Raw genomic sequence first — 18,642 nt, 5'->3', positions numbered from 1 at the left:
TGCTTCGGTACTAACAGGGCGAATCTATTTCCGAGTGAAGAAAGATCTGAGGGTTCATTAAATTGCTCTCGGGATGTTGGCCGTTTGACATTACACAGGAAAGTAAAACCTTGTTCAGAAAGATCCTTGTCGTTTGCGTGGGCAATATATGCCGTAGTCCGACGGCAGAACTGATGCTGCGTAACGCGCTGGCCCCCTCAGCGATCACCGTCTCCTCCGCAGGCCTGTCGGCACGGGTGGGCGAGGGCGTCGAAGCGTCCGCCCGGCAAGTGCTGGAAGACCATGGCCATAACGCCGAAGGCTTCATCGCACGGCAACTGACCGCAGACATCGTCAATGAATCAGACCTGATTCTGGTGATGGAAAAACAGCATGTTAATCAAGTATTGAAGATTGCCTCTCACGCCAGAGGCAAAGTATTTCTGCTCGGCAAATGGCAGAGCGAGCGCGAAATACAAGATCCGTATCGTCAAGGCAAGGCCGCTTTTATTCATGCCCATGCATTGATTGAAGATGCTGTTAGCTCATGGGCACAACGCCTCGCGCGTTGATGAATATTCTTCAGATCAATGAATGGTAAGAACAGACTTATGCAGTTACCGTCCGTCATCGGCACCCGCGACAATGATCAAGACAGTATTGATCTTCTCGGCATATTCGGCAGTTTGATCGACCAGAAATGGTTGATCGGCGCGCTCACCGGCGCCTTCATGGTTACCGGTGTGGCCTACGCAGTGTTGGCCACGCCCGTGTACCTGGCGAATGCGCTGGTGCAGGTCGAGCCAAAAAAGAACGACATGCTCGGGTTCTCCGACCTCAACAGCATGCTCGGTGGGCAATCGCCGTCGGTGACCGAAATCGGCATCATCAAATCCCGCGCGGTGATCGGCAAGACTGTCGACGACTTGCGCCTGGACATCGATGTCACCCCCAATACCTTCCCGATGATTGGCGGCTTTCTCGCCCGGCGTTATCGCGGCGAGACCGAGACCAGCGTCGCCGCACCGCGTTTCGGCCTGAACAGTTACGCCTGGGGCGGTGAGCGTCTGGAGTTCGCCCGGCTCAATCTGCCGAAAGAACTGCTGGGCAAGAAACTCACCCTGATCGCCGGCGAACAGAAGCACTTCCAGTTGCTTGATGACAACGACAACCTGCTGGTCGAAGGCGTCGCCGGCGAAGCGTTCGCGCAGGACGGTGTAGAAGGGCAGATCAGCCAGTTGCTGGCGAATCCCGGTACGCGTTTCGAGGTGGTGCGCAACCCACGGATCGTGACCATTCAGGGTTATCAGGACGCACTGGATATCTCCGAGCAGGGCAAGGAATCGGGGATTATCAAACTGGCGCTGGCCAGCAGCGACGCCGCTGAAGCGGTGAAGATTCTCAACAAGATCGCCGCGCTTTATGTCGATCAGAACGTGCGTCGTACCTCGGCGGAAGCGGCGCAGAGTCTGGCCTTCCTGCAGAGCCAGTTGCCGCAGGTCAAACGTGATCTGGCCAAGGCCAGCGATGCGCTGAACGCCTATCAGACCCACGGCAAGACCGTGAACATCTCGCTGGAAACCCAGTCGGTGCTCGGTCAGTCGGTGGCGCTGGAAACGCGAATCTCCGAGCTGAAAATGCAGCAGGCGGAGATGGACCGCAAGTTTACCAAACAGCACCCGGCCTATCGCGCGTTGATGAGCCAGATCGGCGAACTGACCCAGCAACAGAAGTCGCTGGAAGGCAAGGTCGGCGATCTACCCGCGACACAGCAGGAATTGCTCAACCTGACCCGCGATGTCGAAGTCGCTTCGCAGATCTACACGCAGTTGCTGAACAAATCCCAGGAGCTGGACATCGTCCGCGCCGGTGCCGTGGGTAACGTGCGTCTGGTCGATGCGGCGGATGTCGACCTGACCAGCCCGGTCAAACCGAAAAAAGCCCTGATTGTGCTGATTGCGACCTTCCTCGGCGCCTTCGTCGGCGTCGCTCTGGTGCTGCTGCGCAAATCCCTGAGCCGGGGTCTCGAAGGCCCGGAAGCCATCGAACAACTCGGTTTGCCGGTGTACGCGTCGATCCCGTACAGCGCCTTGCAGGATGAAGAAGACAACAAAAAAGGCCGCGCCCGCGACGGTGTCGACAAGCCAGCGTATCTGTTGGCCCTGCGCAATCCGACGGATCTGTCGATCGAATCGATCCGCAGCCTGCGCACCTGCCTGCACTTCGCCGGGCTCGATTCGACCAACAACCGCATCATGATTTCCGGGCCGAGCCCGCAAGTGGGCAAGACCTTCGTCTCGTCCAACCTCGCGGCGGTCATGGCTTTGAGCGGTCAGCGCGTGGTGCTGATCGATGCCGACATGCGCAAAGGTCACCTGCACAAAACCCTCAACACGCCGATCACCAACGGCTTGTCCGACCTGCTGGTCAAGCGCTGCAGCATCGATCAGGCAATCAACAAGGTCGAAATCGACAACCTGCACTTCATCAGTCGTGGTCAGGTCCCGCCGAATCCTTCCGAGCTGTTGATGCACGCCAACTTCCGCGAGCTGCTCGCCGAACTGAGCGAACGCTACGACCTGGTGATCATCGATACGCCGCCGCTGCTGGCGGTGACTGATGCGGCCATCGTTGGCCGTGAAGCCGGGATCAGCCTGATCGTCACGCGCTTCGGGGTGAACCCGGCGAAAGAGATCGAACTGACCATCCGCCGCTTCGCGCAGAACGGCATCGAGTTGAAAGGCGCGGTGTTCAACGGCGTCGAGAAGCGTGCGGCCAGTTACTACGGCAACGGCGGCAACGGTTATTACAACTACGAATACGCGTCCGACAAATCCTGACTGTCAGCGACTGTTTTTTCCTGTTTGAAGTGGGTGATTTGTGAAGAAAATACTGCACGTGGCAGAGACGATCAAAGGTGGCGTCGCGACGGTGATCCGGACGATTTCGGCTTCGCCCGAAGGCGATGCGGCGAACTACGAGCTGGTGTATCTGGTCCCGGAGGATCAGGCCAAAGAGTTGCACGGCATCGGCGCGCAACAGATCCGCACCTTCCCGCGCACCGGGCGCAATGTGCCGTCGTTGCTGCGTTTCGCCTGGCGCCTGACCCAGGTCATGCTCAAGGAAAAACCCGACGTGGTGCATTTGCACAGCACCTTTTCCGGAGTCATCGGCCGGTGCGTGTGTGTGCTGCTGCGACCGTGGCGCAAGCCGAAAATCGTCTACTGCCCGCACGCGTTTTCGTTCCTGATGGAAAGCTCGCCGACCAAGCAGAAAGTCTATGCGTGGATCGAGCGAGTACTGCAGAAAGTCACCGACGTGATCATTTGCGTCAGCCAGTACGAACTCGACAAAGCCGCGCGCTTCGGCATCGAGCGCAAGCGCATGAAGCTGATCTACAACGGCATTCATCGCAAGGATGACGCGCCGAAAGCGGCGAGTCCCGAGCCGATTCATCTGCTCTTCGTCGGTCGCCTCGATTATCAGAAAGGCTTCGACGTGCTGCTCAAGGCCTTCGCCAACGTGCAGCGCAAAGACTTGAAACTGACCGTGGTCGGCAGCGCGGTGAACGAGGACGCGGTGGAGTGCCCACCGATGGACTCTGTTGAATACCTGCCATGGGTCACGCCGAGCGAAGTGCAGGCGCTGTACCAGAAAGCCGATGCGCTGATCGTGCCGAGTCGCTGGGAAGGTTTCGCCATGGTGCCGCTGGAAGGCATGGCCATGGGCTTGCCGGTGATCGCCAGCAACTGCACGTCGCTGCCTGAACTGGTCACCAATGAAGTCTCCGGTTATGTCTTCCCGTCCGGTGATCACCAGGCATTGGCTGATGTGCTGACGATCATCCAGAAGCCACGCCTGCTCGACCTCGGCAACGAAGGTCGGAGCATTGTCCGCGAGCGTTTCAGCGCCGCGTTGATGATTCGCCAGACCTACGACTTGTACCGCGCTCCCACTTTTTAAGTAGAACTCAAGCATATGAACGTAACGATTTTGCATGGCTACAGTGCCTCCAACTCCGGTGACGGCTTGCTCGTCGATCTGGCCATCGCCCTGGTGCAGCGCAACTTTGGCGAAGACACCGCGATCAGCGTGGTCGCTTCCGATCCGGACTCTTTCAGCTACTTGCCGCACCCGCGTTTCGACGCGCCGGTGATGGCGGCCAAGGGTTTGGGCCGGGTCAAGCAAGCGGTGTTCCTCAATCAGTCCTACGCCGGGCTGGCGGATCTGCTGAAGAAAACCGACTTGATCGTCGGTGTCGGCGGCGGCTACATGCGCTCGAAAAGCGCCTTCGAACACATCAAGCTGAAACTCGGCCACGCCAAGCAACTGGAAACCGCGATTCTCAGCAAAGTGCCGTCGGTGTACCTGCCGCAAAGCATCGGCCCGTTCCACGGCGAGAGCAGCAAGATCGTCGAGCACTACGCCAGCGCCGACGCGGTGTTTGTGCGTGACAATCGTTCTTCGGCGATTTTCGATGCCTGTGCCAACGTCTACCGCGCGCCGGATCTGGCGGTGCAGTCGTTGGCGAGCAAAATCCTCCAGCAGGCAAAATTCACCCGCTGCGCGTCGTCGCCAGCCACGGTCTGCGTAGTGCTGCGCAAGCCGCCGGAGTGGAGCAAGGAAAAGAAGGTCGCTTACGTGGCCAACTTGAAGTTGCTGCTGCAGCGCCTGAAGAACAAAAGCAAAGTCGTCTGTGCGGTACAGAGCGCGGTGCGCGGTAACGATGACGGTGCGTTCTATCGCGAACTGGGCATCACCGAAGACTTGTTGTCGTTGAAAGCGACGATTGCCAAATACCAACCGGACCTGGTGATTTCCGTGCGTCTGCACGGCGCCATCGAATCGCTGCTTTCCGGCGTGCCGGCGTACCACATCAGCTACGAGCGCAAAGGCTTCGGCGCCTATCAGGACATGGGCGTCGAGGACTGGGTGATCAACGGCGGCGACATCAATGTCGACACCATCATCGACACGGTTTACGCGCCGAATGCGCTGTCGAATTTCGGCAAACGCCTGACCGACACCTGCCGTGAAATCGAGGCGAAAACCGTGGCCATGGACGACATTATCAAGGGTGTCGTTCGATGATATTTCGGCTGCTGCTTCGCGGCGGAGCGTTAGGCGCGAAGTTTTTGCTGGTGTTGGCGATCACCCATTACCTCGGGTATGAGGCGCTGGGTTTTTACGGCGTGGTGGTCGCAGCATCGCTGATTGCGTCGAAGTTCTACAGCGTCGGTTTCAGTTCCGAGATCAATCGCTTGATCAGCGTCGGCGGCAGTTCGCGCCGCGTGGTCGACAAGGTTTTGCTGCTGTATCTGGCGGTGGGGCTGGTGCTGTCGGTGGTGACGGTGCTGATTTATTCACTGTTCCAGACAGTTGAAGCGACCGCCGCGCTGATCCTCTGTGTGACGCTGGTATTGCTTACTGAACACCTGTCGTTCGAGATCAACTCGTTCGTGTTTTCTGCGCAGAAAGCCACAGCGGGCGCACTGATGTTCTTCATCAAGACCGGCCTGTGGGCGGTTCTGGCCGTGGGCGGGATGATGCTCGGTTGGGTCTCGGGAATCGCCAGTGTGTTGTGGCTGTGGGTCGCCGCCAACGTGCTGGTGATCATCGCCGGTTACCTGATTGTGGTGAACGTTCATCACGGCCGAGAAGCCGGGACACTGGCCACCGCCACTGTCTGGAGAGCGGGATTACCCTTTTACCTCGGTACCGGGTTGATTGCGTTGAGTCAGTACGCCGAGCGTTTTCTGATCGCCGACCTCGAACCGTACGCCAAACTGGGTCAATACGTGTACGCGTGGTCGGCGGCGAACACCTTGCAGGCGTTGTCGTACGCGGTGGTCGCGGTGGTCGGGATTCCGCTGTTGGCCAAGCGTTTTCAGGCTGATCAGCAGGCATTCACCGTCAAGCAACTGTTCATCAACAAGTGGGTCATGCGCTCGCTAGTCGTGTCGGCTGCGGTGGCGGTGGCGATCTATGTGTTTTTCAACGTGGTGCTCGATTACGTCGCCACCAGCGTGCCGCGTCCGGACAATGCGATCCTCGGCGTGCTGATTTTTTCCTTCGCCTTGCGTGCGATTGGCGACATTGTCTGGGGCGGTTTGATTGCCTCGAAAAACAGTCGGGTGTCGCTGGCCAGTGCGGCGATTTGCCTGCTGGTGTCAGTGCCGGTCAGCTATCTGCTGATCAAGCATTATTCGATTTACGGTGCGGCGTGGGGCAATGTCTTCGCGATCATCGTGCAGCTTGTGGTGATTGCTGTGCTGACCCGAGCGACCCAGGCGAAAAAGGCCACATTGTCATGGGCCTGAAACTGCCGTGCATTGAGTTTCGTGGCAAGAGACTCGATTCGTATGTGTCGTTCCTGATCCTCTTCACCGGGTTGTTTCTGTCGGTGGCCATGCCGCTGCTGATCCCGCGTGATCCGGGGCCGGATGCGATGACCTTGTGGTCGTCCTACGCGCGTGCCGACAACTGCAATTTCTGGAACCCGTTCTCGCCGGATCGCTCGTCCTACGAGTGTTCGGCATTCCTGCTGCGGCCCACCGGGATCAACCTGACCAATGCCTGGGCTTACGGCATGTTCTGCAATTTTTTCCTCACGGCGATTCCGGTGGTGGTGTTTCGGCGCATGCCGTTGGCGATCTTCGGCACCCTGTGTCTGTGGGGCATTGTGCGTTCGTTTTTCCTGGAGAACCTGACCAAGGAAATCATTGTGTCGGTGGCGGTATTGAGCATTCTGCTCAGCTCGCTGACGCGCAAATATCGCGGCGGATTCTTTCTCTCGGCGGTGATTTACGGCGTGCTGATTCGGCCCTACTGGATCCTGTTTTCGCTGTCGTGGGTGGGCGTCTGCGTGATGAAAAAGTACGTGTCGCGCACGACGTTCTTTCTGATGCTGTTCCTGTTTTATCTCGCGGTAGCTATGTCGATCCAGCTTGCACTGGGCTTTCCGGTGTCATCGATTCGCGCCAGTAACAACGAACTGCGCACGGCGGGCGAGGAGGGCTCGAAATCCTTGATCGTGTCGTGGCTCAGCGGCAGCGACTTCGTTTCGCAAGCGCTGGACTCGATGATCATCTTCTTCCGTTTGTCGTTTCCGGTGGAGCTGATTCTGTTGTCCGGGCCGGGGCAAGTGATCTTCGTGGCGTTGATGATCATGACCGCGCTGCTGCTGTTCAAAGTCATCACCTCGACTGATTACAAGGGCGCGCCGATCCAGACCAAACCCAAGGAACTGATCGCCATTCCGCTGGCGTTTCTGCTGGTGCAAGGTCTGTTCGAGCCGGACTTCGGCTCCTTCGCCCGGCACTTCTCGATGGTGGTGCCGGTGTTGTTCGTTGGCCTGGGCTTGATGCTGCGGGCGAACAAACCGGTGCAGGTCGAATCACGAATTCTGAATTGAGGCAGGTGCTTTATGTCGAGCAAGAAAAAGTCCCTGGAGATTGAAACCCTGCGTGGCCTGGCGTGCCTGTTGCTGGTGCTCTATCACGTCATCGGGCCGTTGGGCGGCGGGTTGAAGATCGACATCGGCTCGCCGTTCCGGGTGATCGCCGATTCGATGGTGTACGTGCGTATGCCGTTGTTCACGTTCATCTCCGGGTACATCTATTCGATCTACAAAATTCGCGGCAATGACTTTTCCGCGTTCTTCAGCGGCAAGGTGCGGCGCTTGATCGTGCCGCTGTTTTGCGTTGGCGTGCCGTTCTCGGTGTTGCAAGCGGTAGGGCCGGGGGTGAACAAGGACGTCGGGGTGATCGACGCGTTGTTGTCGTTCTGGGTGCCGATCAACCACTTCTGGTTCCTGCAAGCGGTGTTCATCATTTTCATGTTCGTCGGACTGCTGGAGTGGCGCGGGATGCTGCGTTCGGCGACGCGGCTGTATGGGCTGTTTGCGTTTGCGGCGCTGCTGTTTTTGTTGCCGCCGTTCAAGTTCGATGCGTTCGGGATTAACGGCGCGATTTACCTGTTGCCGTTTTTCGTTGCAGGGATGATTGGGCAAGAGAATGTCGACGCGTTGAAGCAGCGCTTCAAGGTGATCGGGCCGTTGGTGTTTGTGTTGATCTCGTTGACGTTGCTGTACGTCGCGGCGATTGATCGTGAGTTGATTGTTGATCGTCGCAGTCTGATCGGGTTGACCGTGGGTTGTGTCTCCTGCATCGCCTTGCTGTCGAGTGATATGCGCTCCAAGGCGCTGACCTGGCTTGGTGGTTATTCGTATGCGATTTTCCTGTTTCATGTGCTGTTCGCGGCGACGTCGCGGTTTGTGCTGGTGCGGTTGGGGGTGAAGGATGAGAGTTTGCTGGTGCTCGGTGGCTTGAGTTGCGGCCTGCTCGGGCCAGTGGTGTTGTCGATGATTTTCAGCCGGTTCAATTTCACCTCTGTGTTGTTCCTTGGTGAGCGGGTGGCGAAGAAGAAACCGTTGGTGCCTGTCACTCCAGTGGTGCAACCACAACGCAGCTAAGAGCTTCGCGAGCAGGTCGAATCGTCGCACCGTCGCTCCCACAGTGGATCCGTGTCGTACACAAGATCTCTTGTAGGAGCTGCGGCACGCTGCGATCTTTTGATTTTGTTTTTGAAACGCAGGATCAAAAGATCGCAGCCTCGTTTCACTCGACAGCTCCTACAGTTGATCTGTGTACATCCCGTTATTCAGTGGGCCATTCCAGACTGAAGGAAATTTTGCATGTTGGCAGTAGATGATGCGCAACCCGTGGCAGCGTCGGTGGTTCAGGTAGGCGATGCCCGCGAGCGTTTTGCGCAGTGGCGTGAAGGCAAGGCCGGCAAGGTCTTGTCGGTCTCGGTGATCGGCGACAGCTACAGCGCCGGGCAGGATTTCTATCTGAACAAACTGGTGCAGCGCGTGGCCGGGGAGGTGGGTTTTGCCGGCCCGGGTTACGTCGGTTTCAACCACGGCGCGGCGCTTGGCGGCACGCATTTCAAATACACCCGCAGCAGTGACAAGTACTTTGGCGGCGACTGGAAGGTTTCAGAGTTGGGGCAAGCAAGCCCGGACAGTCGCACGGTAACAGGCCGGCCCGGCGCATGGTTGCAAGTGGATGCGAGTCCTACGCCGCGTATCGATACCGCTGTCACTCAGGCGAAACTGCTTTACCTCGGTACTGGTGAATCCAGCGAGATCCGCTACCGCTGGGCACCTTCAGAAGATTGGCAGCCGATGACGCTGACAGGCGCTGGGGTTCAGGAAGTGCCATTGGCAGGCCTGTCTGCAGCGAAAGACTGGTCCTTCAAACTGGAAGTGGTGAAGGGCGCGCCGACGTTGTTCGGCCTGTGGATGAGCAACGAACAGAACGGCGTTCGTGTCTCGAAACTGGCGGCCTCCGGTGCGGCCTCTGCGGACTTCTATCACAAGGACCCGCAATGGCAAGTGCAGTGGAAAGCTGCCGTGTCGAAGATCCCCGCTGATGTTTACATGATCATGCTCGGTGGCAATGATCAGGGTTTCGGCGTGAAGCCCGCGCAGTATCTGCAGAACGTTCAGGGGCTGGTGGGCATGCTGCGTGAGATTCAGCCGCAGGCGAGTATCAACCTGATCATGCGCCAGGACACCACGCGCTCCAGTGCGTATCCGATGTCGGCGTATGCGCAGGTGCTTGAGCCGTGGGCGCGTGAGCAGCATCTGGGGTACGCCAATCTTCAGTGCGCGTTCGGGCCGGACGTCAAACGCTACGCGGCGGCGATGATCGGCCCGGACAAGATTCATCCGGTGCCGGCCACGGGCGGGAAGGTGATTGCTGATTACTTTTATGGCTGGATCATGGGCGCCAAGGATCGTTGCGACACCGCCCCTAAATAACGCGCAAACCCCAGAGCGGTGATCGTTCCCACGCTCCGCGTGGGAATGCCGCCCGGGACGCTCCGCGTCCCTTCGCTGGGTGACGCAGAGCGTCACTGGATGCATTCCCACGCGGAGCGTGGGAACGATCAGGTGAGGGGAGTTATTCGAAGGCGTCGACTTGCTCGAGCAATTCCGCAATCTTCTGCGGCATCAGCCGCGTATCGCAGCGCGTCTCAACGTTGATGATGATCGCCGGATCGTTGCAGCAAATCCGCACGCGAAAACGCCAGTCGCTGAAGATCACTTTCAGGCCATCCTGATCATCCATCTCCAACGCTTGCTCGCCATACAGTTTTTTCAAATGCGCGAGCAGCGGATACGGGTCGCGCAGCGGCCGGCGGATATCACCGGACGCCGGAAACACGCCAATGCGCTCCACCAGCAGAATCGTGCCCAGCCAGGACTCGTTGGCGCTGGGCAACGGTTGATGGCGGGACAACCAGCTCATCACCCCGAGGTTACCCACCTCGCGTTCAATCTCTACGGAATGTTGTGCAATGTTCATGGTGGCCTCGTTGGGTGAAGGGAGCCGTCTCAGCGGCCCTTGAGGTAAACGTTTTCGTAGCAGAAATTGGTCGCCTGCAAATAGCCCTCGGCGTCACCGCAGTCAAAGCGCAGGCCTTTGAATTTGTAGGCCAGCACGCAACCGTTCTGCGCCTGTTTCATCAGCGCGTCGGTGATCTGGATCTCGCCGCCCTTGCCCGGTTGGGTGTCGGCGATCAGGTCGAAGATGTCCGGGGTGAGGATGTAGCGGCCAATGATCGCCAGGTTCGACGGCGCATCTTGCGGGGCCGGTTTTTCCACCATGTTGTTGACCCGATAGATGCCGTCGGACATCAGTTCGCCGGCAATCACGCCGTACTTGTGAGTCTGGTCGGCCGGGACTTCCTGGATGGCGACGATCGAGCAGCGGAATTTCTTGTACAGCTCAATCATCTGGGTGAGCACGCCGTCACCTTCGAGGTTCAGGCACAGGTCATCGGCCAGTACCACGGCGAACGGCTCGTCGCCGATCAGCGGACGACCGCTGAGAATCGCGTGGCCCAGGCCTTTCATTTCCACCTGACGGGTGTAGGAGAAGGTGCAGGTGTCGATCAGCTCGCGGGTGCCGGCGAGGAATTTCTCTTTCTCGGTACCACGGATCTGGTGTTCGAGTTCGTAGCTGATGTCGAAATGGTCTTCCAGCGCACGCTTGCCGCGACCGGTGACGATGGCCATGTGTTGCAGACCGGCGTCCCGCGCTTCTTCAACGGCGTACTCGATCAACGGCTTGTTGACGATTGGCAGCATCTCTTTCGGCATGGCTTTGGTAGCCGGCAAGAAACGCGTGCCATAGCCGGCAGCGGGGAACAAACATTTACGAATCATAAAAGTATCCTGGACAGTCATGGAACACAGGCGACAGATGCGCGCACTAATAAAGGGCGTACAAGTTCAATGTTGGATTGAAGGCTTACTTTAATACCTGAGTCAGGTTATTAATGGCAAATGCCAGTGGCGGTAAAACACGACAATGTTATGAGATGTCGGTAAGTGCGTTATTAGTTATTTTTAGTCGGTATCTGTTGATAGTGATGAGTGCACAGGGAGTGCTAATAAGTACCAAGCAATACAGTGTGACCTGCAAAAATATTTATTGCCAGTCATTGAACTAGTTTTGTTTTCGGTTGTTGTCGCCTGTTTGTGTGGATTGTGACACATCTTCAATAAAACAGGCTTGACACGCTACTTGTCACTCATCCAAAGACGGATAGCACTATGAAGATTCTGGTAACGGGTGGTGCCGGCTATATCGGCTCGCATACCACACTTGCATTGCTTGAAGCAGGTTATGAAGTTGTTGTATTGGATAATCTTTGCAACAGCAGTGAAGCCGCGTTGCACGCCGTTGAGGGCATTTGCGGCAAGAGTGCCTGGATGATCCGCGGCGATGTCTGTGACCGGTTACTGCTCGACCGGATTTTCCGCGAGCACAACATTGAAGCGGTGCTGCATTTTGCCGGCCTGAAAGCGGTCGGCGAGAGTGTGCGCAAGCCGCTCGAGTACTACGAGACCAACGTCAGCGGCAGCATCAATCTGTGCCAGGCAATGGCGGCGGCGGGGGTGTTCCGTCTGGTGTTCAGTTCGTCGGCCACGGTGTATGGCGAGCCTGAGCAGATGCCGATCCGCGAGGATTTCCCAACAGGCAATCCGACCAATCCCTACGGCCAGTCCAAGCTCATCGTCGAGAATGTCCTGCGTGATCTGAGCCTGGCCGAGCCGCGCTGGAGCATCGCCTTGCTGCGCTACTTCAACCCGATCGGCGCCCACCATAGCGGCGATATGGGCGAAGACCCCAACGGTATCCCCAATAATCTGGTGCCTTACATCAGCCAAGTCGCGGTCGGCAGCCTGCAAGAGCTGTCGATCTTCGGTAACGATTACCCGACGGTCGACGGCACCGGCGTGCGCGATTACATCCACGTCGTCGATCTGGCGGACGGGCATTTGAAGGCGCTGCAGTCCATTTCCGAATGCACCGGCATTCATACCTGGAACCTCGGCACCGGCGATGGCTACAGTGTGCTGCAGGTGCTCCACGCGTTCGAGCAGGCCTGCGGGCAACCGGTGCCGTATCGCATGATGCCGCGTCGCTCCGGGGATATCGCCGAGAGTTGGGCCGACGCTTCCAAGGCTGCGAAGGAACTTGGCTGGAAAGCCACGCGCAACTTGCAGGACATGGTCACTGACACTTGGCGCTGGCAATCGAATCATCCCAAGGGCTACTTGGAATGATGGCCATTTAGTCCAATGTTATTTTCAGTCAGCTTGTTAGATAACGTCGGGAAATTACACTGGCAAAGCCTTTTGCAAGTCCGTAGATATAAACCTGCCGTTCGACTTTTATCAGTTGGGTAAGACTGTGAAAGAACGACGGATCATGTTCGCGCTTTTTGCGGACTTGAACTCACCACCGCTAACTCAGGCCAGTTTTTTAACAGGTCGAATGTTAGAAAGGAGTTGATATGAAAAAAGTGATGGCAGTTGCCCTGTTGACGATGTTGAGCAACTGGGCTACCGCCGCTGAAGCACCGCTGACAGCGGTAACCAATGTAGGTGGCAACGTGGCGGCTTCTCAAGCGCCCGCAGCCAGTACTGCAATGGTTGCCAGTGCTGTAGCGGCGTCTAACAGCGGTGGCAGTGCCAACGGCGGTACCACCGGTACGACGGGTACCACCGGTACAACCGGCACGCATAACTAACAGGAAGTTCTGTTAGTGCAGTACAGGGTCGCCCGACGCAAGTCGGGTGACTTTGTTTTTGGATTCGCCCTTGAATAGCGTAGTGCCATTATGACTCGTAGTGTTTATCTTTTAATGTTGGCAAGTCTCGCTTTGCAAGGTTGCATGTTTTCCCCCGGTCAATACCTCAGCACCAGTGACATCACCCGCCAGGGTGCCAGCGAAAGCAGCCGGGTCGAGCTGATCCCGATCACGCCAAAGCTGATCGCCATGAACCGCGCCACGCAAAAGCGTGAGTCGCTGCCGCCGGAACTGTTGGCGACCCCGGCCGAATACCGCATCGGCAACAACGATGTTCTGTACATCACCGTGTGGGATCACCCCGAGCTGACGGCGCCATCGGGCGCGCAACAACAGATCGATGCCAACGGCCGACTGGTGCGTTCCGACGGCACGCTCTATTACCCGTTCATCAAGGAAGTCCAGGCCACCGGCCGGACCATCCAGCAACTGCGCTCGGACATCGAACAGCGGCTGTCGGCATTCATCGCCGAGCCGCAGGTGGATGTCGCGGTGTTGCGTTTCGCCAGCCAGAAAGTCGTGGTCACCGGCGCGGTAACCAAGGCCGGCCCGCAAGCGATTTCCACCAATCCGCTGAGCGTGGTCGAAGCCCTTGGCTCGGCCGGCATCGACACCAACAACGCCGATTTGTCCGGGCTGTTGCTGACGCGCAAGGGGCGCACCTATCCGCTCAATCTCGACTCGCTCAATCAGCAGGATTCCGAGTTGCAGAACGTCTACCTCAAGGGCGGCGATCAGCTGTATCTGCCGTACAACGACAACAAGCGCATCTACGTGATGGGCGAGGTCAATCAACCGCGTGCACTGAGTTTCAAGACCGCGACGATGAACCTCACCGACGTGCTCGGATCGGTTGGTGGCCTGGCCCAGACCACCTCCAATGGCAACGCCGTCTATGTCATTCGTGGCGTGGAAAACCTCGATGTCGAACCGGCCAAGATCTATCAGCTGGAAGCCGAATCGCCGACCGCCATGGCGCTCGCTTCGCACTTCGAAGTCCGCCCGCAGGACGTGGTGTATGTCGGGCCTGCCAACGTGACTCGCTGGAACCGCTTGATCAGCCAATTGGTGCCATCGGCATCGATTGTCGGCACTGGCGCTTCCGCTGCGAAGAACTGGAGCGAATACAGTAACAACAGCAAATAAGGTCGCCGACTTTGAATATTTTGAAAGTTGGCCTGTGCCTGATGGCGGCCTCGTTGCTGTGCGGCTGTAACCCGCTGATGAGCGCTTCGTTGAACAACCTTAAAGCGGCAGTCGTAGGCCCGGATGAAGTGGACGTGTCGGCGGCCGAAGTGGCCGGGGTCAACTACCCGCAACTGAAACTGACCACGCCTTCCGGCTCCGGCGTGCTGGCGCTGGTGCGCGAGCGCGAAGACCTGCAGTTCTGGGTCGCCTCGGGCAAACAGGTTCTGCTGCTGCGCAATGGCCTCGCCGTGCGCACCATTGGCCTGGGCCTGGAAGGCGATCTCGATGGCACGCGGCTGGCCGATGACGCGCCGTTCAAACAAGGCCTGCATCACGTCGCCGACGGTTTCACCACACGGCGCTGGATCGACCTCTACAAGGGGCAGGAAGTCGGGGTGATCGTTAACAGTCGCTTCTCGCGCCGATCCGAACAGACCCTGCAGATTCTCGACAAGGAATACACCGTGCTGCGTGTCGATGAACACATTGACGCCCCGGCCATTGGCCTGAGCGCGACCAATCGTTACTGGGTCGACCCGCGTGACGGTTTCATCTTGCAGAGCGAGCAGCAACTGACGTCGCAGTTGCGCGTCAAGGTCGTGCAACTGACCCCTGATCGCAGGCACCTGCCGTGATGCGCCTGAAAATGTTGTCGGCGAGCTTGTTGCTGGTCGCGAGTGTGAGTCAGGCGGCCGTCACCGTGTCGGGCGATGTCGCCAATCCCGGGCCGGTCAAGTTGCCACCGGGCGGACGCTTGCTCGATGTGATCAGCGAAGCCGTGCCGAATGCCGAGGGCTATTGGCTGGCGGGCGGCTTGCTGCGGCAGTCGCTGATAGAAGAGCAGACACGGCTGAAGGTTGGCGTGCTGTTCGATCTCGAGGTGCTGCAACGCATGTCGATGCTGTTCGATCTGCCGAGTCGTGCGGCGCTTGCGCAGCGCATTGCCGAAGAAGTGCGGCAGATGCCGGTGACGGGGCGGCAGATCGCCGATCTCGATCCGGTAGCGCTGGAAGTCGGCTTCGCGCGCAACATTCGTCTCGATGACGGCGATCGTCTGGTTTATCCGAAGCGCGTCGATGAAGTACAAGTGCTGGGCGCGGTGGCCGAGCCGTGTCACCTGCCGTATCAGCCGTTGCAGGAGGCCCGTGAATACCTGCAAGGCTGTTCGATTCTGGCCGATGCCGAAGCCGATTACCTGTGGCTGATCCAGCCCAACGGCGTGTCGCGGCGTGTCGGCATCGCCCACTGGAATCGTGAGTCCGGGCAATTCCCGGTGGCCGGCAGCAAGATTCTGGTGCCGGTGAAAAATGATGATCTTGATCCGCCTCTTCCTGAACTGAATCAGCAGTTGGCCGAATTCATTGCCACGCAGCTGGCCGAGGTGGTTCGTTGAAGTTACGTTTTGCAGCTGTGTTGTTATTGCCCTGCGGTCTGGCCCATGCCGAGCCGCGCATTACCCAGAATGACTTCGGTGGCACCGGTCTGTTGCAGACGCCAACCGCGCGCATGGCCCCGGCCGGCGAGTTGAGCGTCAACGCCAACCGCACCGATCCGTACAGCCGCTACAGCGTGTCGTTGCAGCCGCTGGACTGGCTTGAAGGCTCGTTTCGCTACACCGCGATCACCAACCGGCCGTACGGCTCGGAGGCCCTCAGCGGTAGTCAAAGCTATAAGGACAAGGCGGTCGACGTCAAAGTCCGGCTGTGGCAGGAAAGTCACTGGCTGCCCGACGTGGCGCTGGGCTTCCGAGATATCGGTGGTACCGGTTTGTTCTCCAGTGAATTTTTCGTCGCCAACAAGCGCTACGACAACTTCGATTTCAGCGCCGGGATTGCCTGGGGTTACCTCGGTAATCGCGGCGATATCGACAACCCGTTGGGCTACGTCAGCGATCGCTTCGATACCCGTCCGGCGCTTGAAGGCACCGGTGACGTCAACTCGGGTTCGTACTTCCGTGGCCGGCCGTCGTTCTTCGGTGGCGTGAGTTACCAGACGCCGTGGGATCGCCTCAGTCTGAAACTCGAATTCGAAGGCAACGACTACAAGCATGAGCCGAAGGAAAACGAGATCAAACAGGACTCGCCGATCAACCTTGGCGCGGTGTTCAAAGTCACCGATTCGGTCGATGTCAGCGCGGCGTGGGAGCGCGGTAATACGGCGATGTTCGGCGTGACCTTTCACACCAATTTCGTCAGCCGCAAGGCACCGGCGAAGACTTACGATCCGACCCCGGAACCGCTGCCGGCGAAGGCACCGGCCACGGCGATGGATCAGGTCAACTGGGCCAACGTCTCGCAGCGTTTGCAGCAGAATGCCGGCTACAAGGTCGAGCGCATTACCCAGCGTGATTCCGAGCTGATCGTCTATGGCGAGCAGCAGCGCTACTTCCATTCGTCGAAGGCAGTCGGACGGGCGAGCCGGATTCTCGACAACAGCGTCAACGACGACATCGACTGGTTCACCGTGGTCAACAAGCGCTACGACTTGCCGCTGGAAGAAACCAGCTTGCCGCGCCAGACCTTCCGCGAAGTGATCAACAACGAAGAGCCACTTGAATCGCTGCACCGCACCACCGAGATCAACCCGGCGATGCCGCACAACGAGAAGACCCTCTACACCGAAGCGCCGCAGCATTTCAGCTATGGTGTGGGGCTGGGCTTCAAGCAGAACGTCGGCGGCCCGGATGGCTTGCTCTATCAATTGAGCGCCGATGCCGACGCCGAATACCGCTTCAACCGCAACACCTGGTGGAGCGGTTTGCTCAGCGCCAACCTGGCCAACAACTTCGACAAATTCAGCTACGATGCGCCGAGCGGTTTGCCGCGTGTGCGCACGGATTTGCGTCAGTACCTAACCACGTCCAACACGACCATGCCGCTGTTCCAGGTCAGTCATGCCGAGCAGTTGGATAAAGACTGGTATGGCATGGTCTATGGCGGTTATCTGGAATCGATGTTTGCCGGTGTCGGCGGTGAAGTGTTGTTCCGCCCGACCGGTGAGCGCTGGTCGGTGGGCGCGGACCTGAACTGGGTGCGTCAGCGCGATTTCGATCAAGGCTTTGCCCTGCGTGATTACTCGGTGGTGACCGGGCATGTCACGGCGTATACCGATTTGCCGTTCGATACATTGGCTGCGGTGAGCGTCGGGCGTTATCTGGCCGGAGACTGGGGCGGCACGCTGGACATCTCGCGCGAGTTTTTCAATGGCGTGCGCTTTGGCGCGTGGGCGACGATCACCACGGCGGGCAGTGCCGAGTATGGCGAAGGTAGTTTCGACAAAGGCATCTACCTGTCGATCCCGTTCGACGAAATGATGAGCATGTCGACCATGCGCCGCGCCAACCTGGTCTGGGCCCCACTGACCCGTGACGGTGGCGCGCGACTGAGCCGCAGCTATCAGCTGCACTCGATGACCGATAGCCGGGAAGGGGACATGTTTTATCGGAATTTCGAGAAGATTACTGAGTAAGCGCGGATCTCCCGAACACCCGAAAACCTGTGGGAGCGAGCCTGCTCGCGAAGGCGTCAGCACAGTCAGCATCATCATTGCCTGACCCACCGCTTTCGCGAGCAGGCTCGCTCCCACATTGGCTATTTGTCACACCACAAATCCCGAGCCAACCACAAATCCCCTGTAGGCCTTCGCCTGCTCGCGAAAGCGTCAGCACAGTCAGCATCAATGTTGCCTGACCCACCGCTATCGCGAGCAAGCTCACTCCCACATTGGCTATTTGTCACACCACAAATCCCAAGCCAACCACTAATCCCCTGTAGGAGTGAGCCTGCTCGCGATAGCGTCCGTACAGTCGGCATCCTGTTACCTGACCCACCGCCATCGCGAGCAGGCTCACTCCTACAATGGTTATCTGTCACGCCACAAATCCCTAACCATTCCCTAATCCTTGTGGGAGCGAGCCTGCTCGCGAAGGCGTCAGCACATCCAACATCAATGTTGCCTGACCCAACGCTTTCGCGAGCAGGCTCGCTCCCACATTGGTTATTTGTCACACCACAAATCCCGAGCCATTCCCGAATCCCCTGTAGGAGTGACCCTGCTCGCGATAGCGTCCGTACAGTCGGCATCCTGTTGCCTGACACACCGCCATCGCGAGCAGGCGAAGGCCTACATTGGTTATCTGTCACGCCACAAATCCCTAACCATTCCCGAATCCCTGTGGGAGCGAGCCTGCTCGCGAAGGCGTCAGTACATTCAGCATCATTGTTACCTGACCCACCGCTTTCGCGAGCAGGCTCGCTCCCACAAGTTTTTTGACATCCCTCCACAATCCACTCCCGCTCCCAAATC

The 18,642-nt window shown here is 58.3% G+C and carries 16 protein-coding genes; 14 read left to right on the top strand and 2 right to left on the bottom strand.

Annotated elements, in window-relative coordinates; translation table 11 throughout:
• Positions 1-110: 110 nt before the first annotated feature.
• The 8 genes from HU718_RS20640 (at position 111) to HU718_RS20605 (ending at position 9,805) form a co-directional block, all read left to right on the top strand.
• Entirely contained in the window at positions 111-551 is a 441-nt protein-coding gene (locus HU718_RS20640) for a low molecular weight protein-tyrosine-phosphatase (protein WP_077573818.1), read from the top strand.
• 39 nt (positions 552-590) lie between these two features.
• Positions 591-2,819 carry a polysaccharide biosynthesis tyrosine autokinase gene (locus HU718_RS20635; RefSeq protein ID WP_150708075.1) on the top strand — a complete coding sequence of 743 codons (2,229 nt, stop codon included), beginning with the start codon at positions 591-593 and terminating at the stop codon, positions 2,817-2,819.
• Positions 2,820-2,859: 40 nt separating this feature from the next.
• Entirely contained in the window at positions 2,860-3,942 is a 1,083-nt protein-coding gene (locus HU718_RS20630; RefSeq protein ID WP_186615778.1) for a glycosyltransferase, read from the top strand.
• Between the two features lie 15 nt (positions 3,943-3,957).
• Positions 3,958-5,070 (top strand): polysaccharide pyruvyl transferase family protein, encoded by a 1,113-nt coding sequence (locus HU718_RS20625; protein ID WP_116030878.1) that lies wholly within the window; start codon positions 3,958-3,960, stop codon positions 5,068-5,070.
• Complete coding sequence (locus HU718_RS20620) at positions 5,067-6,299, top strand: MATE family efflux transporter (protein ID WP_186615780.1); 1,233 nt, start codon at positions 5,067-5,069, stop codon at positions 6,297-6,299. Before HU718_RS20625 ends, HU718_RS20620 begins: the two co-directional genes overlap by 4 nt.
• The gene (locus HU718_RS20615; RefSeq protein ID WP_016986717.1) at positions 6,290-7,393 is read left to right on the top strand and encodes a hypothetical protein; all 1,104 of its coding nucleotides are present in this window, start codon (positions 6,290-6,292) and stop codon (positions 7,391-7,393) included. The genes HU718_RS20620 and HU718_RS20615 overlap by 10 nt, the downstream gene beginning before the upstream one ends.
• Positions 7,394-7,405: 12 nt before the next feature.
• On the top strand, positions 7,406-8,452 hold the full coding sequence (locus HU718_RS20610; RefSeq protein WP_186615782.1) for an acyltransferase family protein: 1,047 nt from the start codon (positions 7,406-7,408) through the stop codon (positions 8,450-8,452).
• A gap of 222 nt (positions 8,453-8,674) precedes the next feature.
• Positions 8,675-9,805, top strand: a complete 1,131-nt coding sequence (locus tag HU718_RS20605) for an SGNH/GDSL hydrolase family protein (protein WP_186615784.1) — start codon at positions 8,675-8,677, stop codon at positions 9,803-9,805.
• 142 nt (positions 9,806-9,947) lie between these two features.
• Here HU718_RS20605 and HU718_RS20600 read toward each other — a convergent pair whose 3' ends face one another.
• Both HU718_RS20600 and galU read right to left on the bottom strand, forming a co-directional pair.
• Entirely contained in the window at positions 9,948-10,352 is a 405-nt protein-coding gene (locus tag HU718_RS20600) for a phosphohexomutase domain-containing protein (RefSeq protein WP_093433750.1), read from the bottom strand.
• Between the two features lie 29 nt (positions 10,353-10,381).
• Complete coding sequence (gene galU, locus HU718_RS20595; RefSeq protein WP_007910549.1) at positions 10,382-11,215, bottom strand: UTP--glucose-1-phosphate uridylyltransferase GalU; 834 nt, start codon at positions 11,213-11,215, stop codon at positions 10,382-10,384.
• 390 nt (positions 11,216-11,605) lie between these two features.
• On the opposite strand from galU, the gene galE reads away from it, so the two are divergent.
• From galE to HU718_RS20565, 6 genes are all read left to right on the top strand, one after another.
• Positions 11,606-12,622 (top strand): UDP-glucose 4-epimerase GalE, encoded by a 1,017-nt coding sequence (galE, locus tag HU718_RS20590; protein WP_186615786.1) that lies wholly within the window; start codon positions 11,606-11,608, stop codon positions 12,620-12,622.
• A gap of 230 nt (positions 12,623-12,852) precedes the next feature.
• Complete coding sequence (locus tag HU718_RS20585; protein WP_186615788.1) at positions 12,853-13,089, top strand: hypothetical protein; 237 nt, start codon at positions 12,853-12,855, stop codon at positions 13,087-13,089.
• Between the two features lie 90 nt (positions 13,090-13,179).
• Positions 13,180-14,295, top strand: a complete 1,116-nt coding sequence (locus HU718_RS20580) for a polysaccharide biosynthesis/export family protein (RefSeq protein WP_174244467.1) — start codon at positions 13,180-13,182, stop codon at positions 14,293-14,295.
• A gap of 11 nt (positions 14,296-14,306) precedes the next feature.
• Entirely contained in the window at positions 14,307-14,972 is a 666-nt protein-coding gene (locus tag HU718_RS20575) for a YjbF family lipoprotein (RefSeq protein WP_150731631.1), read from the top strand.
• Positions 14,972-15,730: a capsule biosynthesis GfcC family protein gene (locus tag HU718_RS20570; RefSeq protein ID WP_186615866.1), complete on the top strand. Its 759-nt coding sequence runs from the start codon at positions 14,972-14,974 to the stop codon at positions 15,728-15,730. The genes HU718_RS20575 and HU718_RS20570 overlap by 1 nt, the downstream gene beginning before the upstream one ends.
• The gene (locus tag HU718_RS20565; protein ID WP_186615790.1) at positions 15,727-17,805 is read left to right on the top strand and encodes a YjbH domain-containing protein; all 2,079 of its coding nucleotides are present in this window, start codon (positions 15,727-15,729) and stop codon (positions 17,803-17,805) included. The genes HU718_RS20570 and HU718_RS20565 overlap by 4 nt, the downstream gene beginning before the upstream one ends.
• The last annotated feature ends 837 nt before the right edge of the window (positions 17,806-18,642 follow it).

The organism is Pseudomonas tensinigenes, assembly GCF_014268445.2.
GTDB lineage: Bacteria > Pseudomonadota > Gammaproteobacteria > Pseudomonadales > Pseudomonadaceae > Aquipseudomonas > Aquipseudomonas tensinigenes.
The sequence above is the reverse complement of the archived record's forward strand: the minus strand, read 5'-3'. Positions and strand labels throughout refer to the sequence as shown.

Excerpts from the sequence above, each read along its gene's own strand:
- HU718_RS20635 (WP_150708075.1), top strand. The coding sequence starts at position 591 with ATGCAGTTACCGTCCGTCATCGGCACCCGCGACAATGATCAAGACAGT.
- HU718_RS20625 (WP_116030878.1), top strand. The coding sequence starts at position 3,958 with ATGAACGTAACGATTTTGCATGGCTACAGTGCCTCCAACTCCGGTGAC.
- HU718_RS20620 (WP_186615780.1), top strand. The coding sequence starts at position 5,067 with ATGATATTTCGGCTGCTGCTTCGCGGCGGAGCGTTAGGCGCGAAGTTT.
- HU718_RS20615 (WP_016986717.1), top strand. The coding sequence starts at position 6,290 with ATGGGCCTGAAACTGCCGTGCATTGAGTTTCGTGGCAAGAGACTCGAT.
- HU718_RS20610 (WP_186615782.1), top strand. The coding sequence starts at position 7,406 with ATGTCGAGCAAGAAAAAGTCCCTGGAGATTGAAACCCTGCGTGGCCTG.
- HU718_RS20605 (WP_186615784.1), top strand. The coding sequence starts at position 8,675 with ATGTTGGCAGTAGATGATGCGCAACCCGTGGCAGCGTCGGTGGTTCAG.
- HU718_RS20600 (WP_093433750.1), bottom strand. The coding sequence starts at position 10,352 with ATGAACATTGCACAACATTCCGTAGAGATTGAACGCGAGGTGGGTAAC.
- galU (WP_007910549.1), bottom strand. The coding sequence starts at position 11,215 with ATGATTCGTAAATGTTTGTTCCCCGCTGCCGGCTATGGCACGCGTTTC.
- galE (WP_186615786.1), top strand. The coding sequence starts at position 11,606 with ATGAAGATTCTGGTAACGGGTGGTGCCGGCTATATCGGCTCGCATACC.
- HU718_RS20585 (WP_186615788.1), top strand. The coding sequence starts at position 12,853 with ATGAAAAAAGTGATGGCAGTTGCCCTGTTGACGATGTTGAGCAACTGG.
- HU718_RS20580 (WP_174244467.1), top strand. The coding sequence starts at position 13,180 with ATGACTCGTAGTGTTTATCTTTTAATGTTGGCAAGTCTCGCTTTGCAA.
- HU718_RS20570 (WP_186615866.1), top strand. The coding sequence starts at position 14,972 with ATGCGCCTGAAAATGTTGTCGGCGAGCTTGTTGCTGGTCGCGAGTGTG.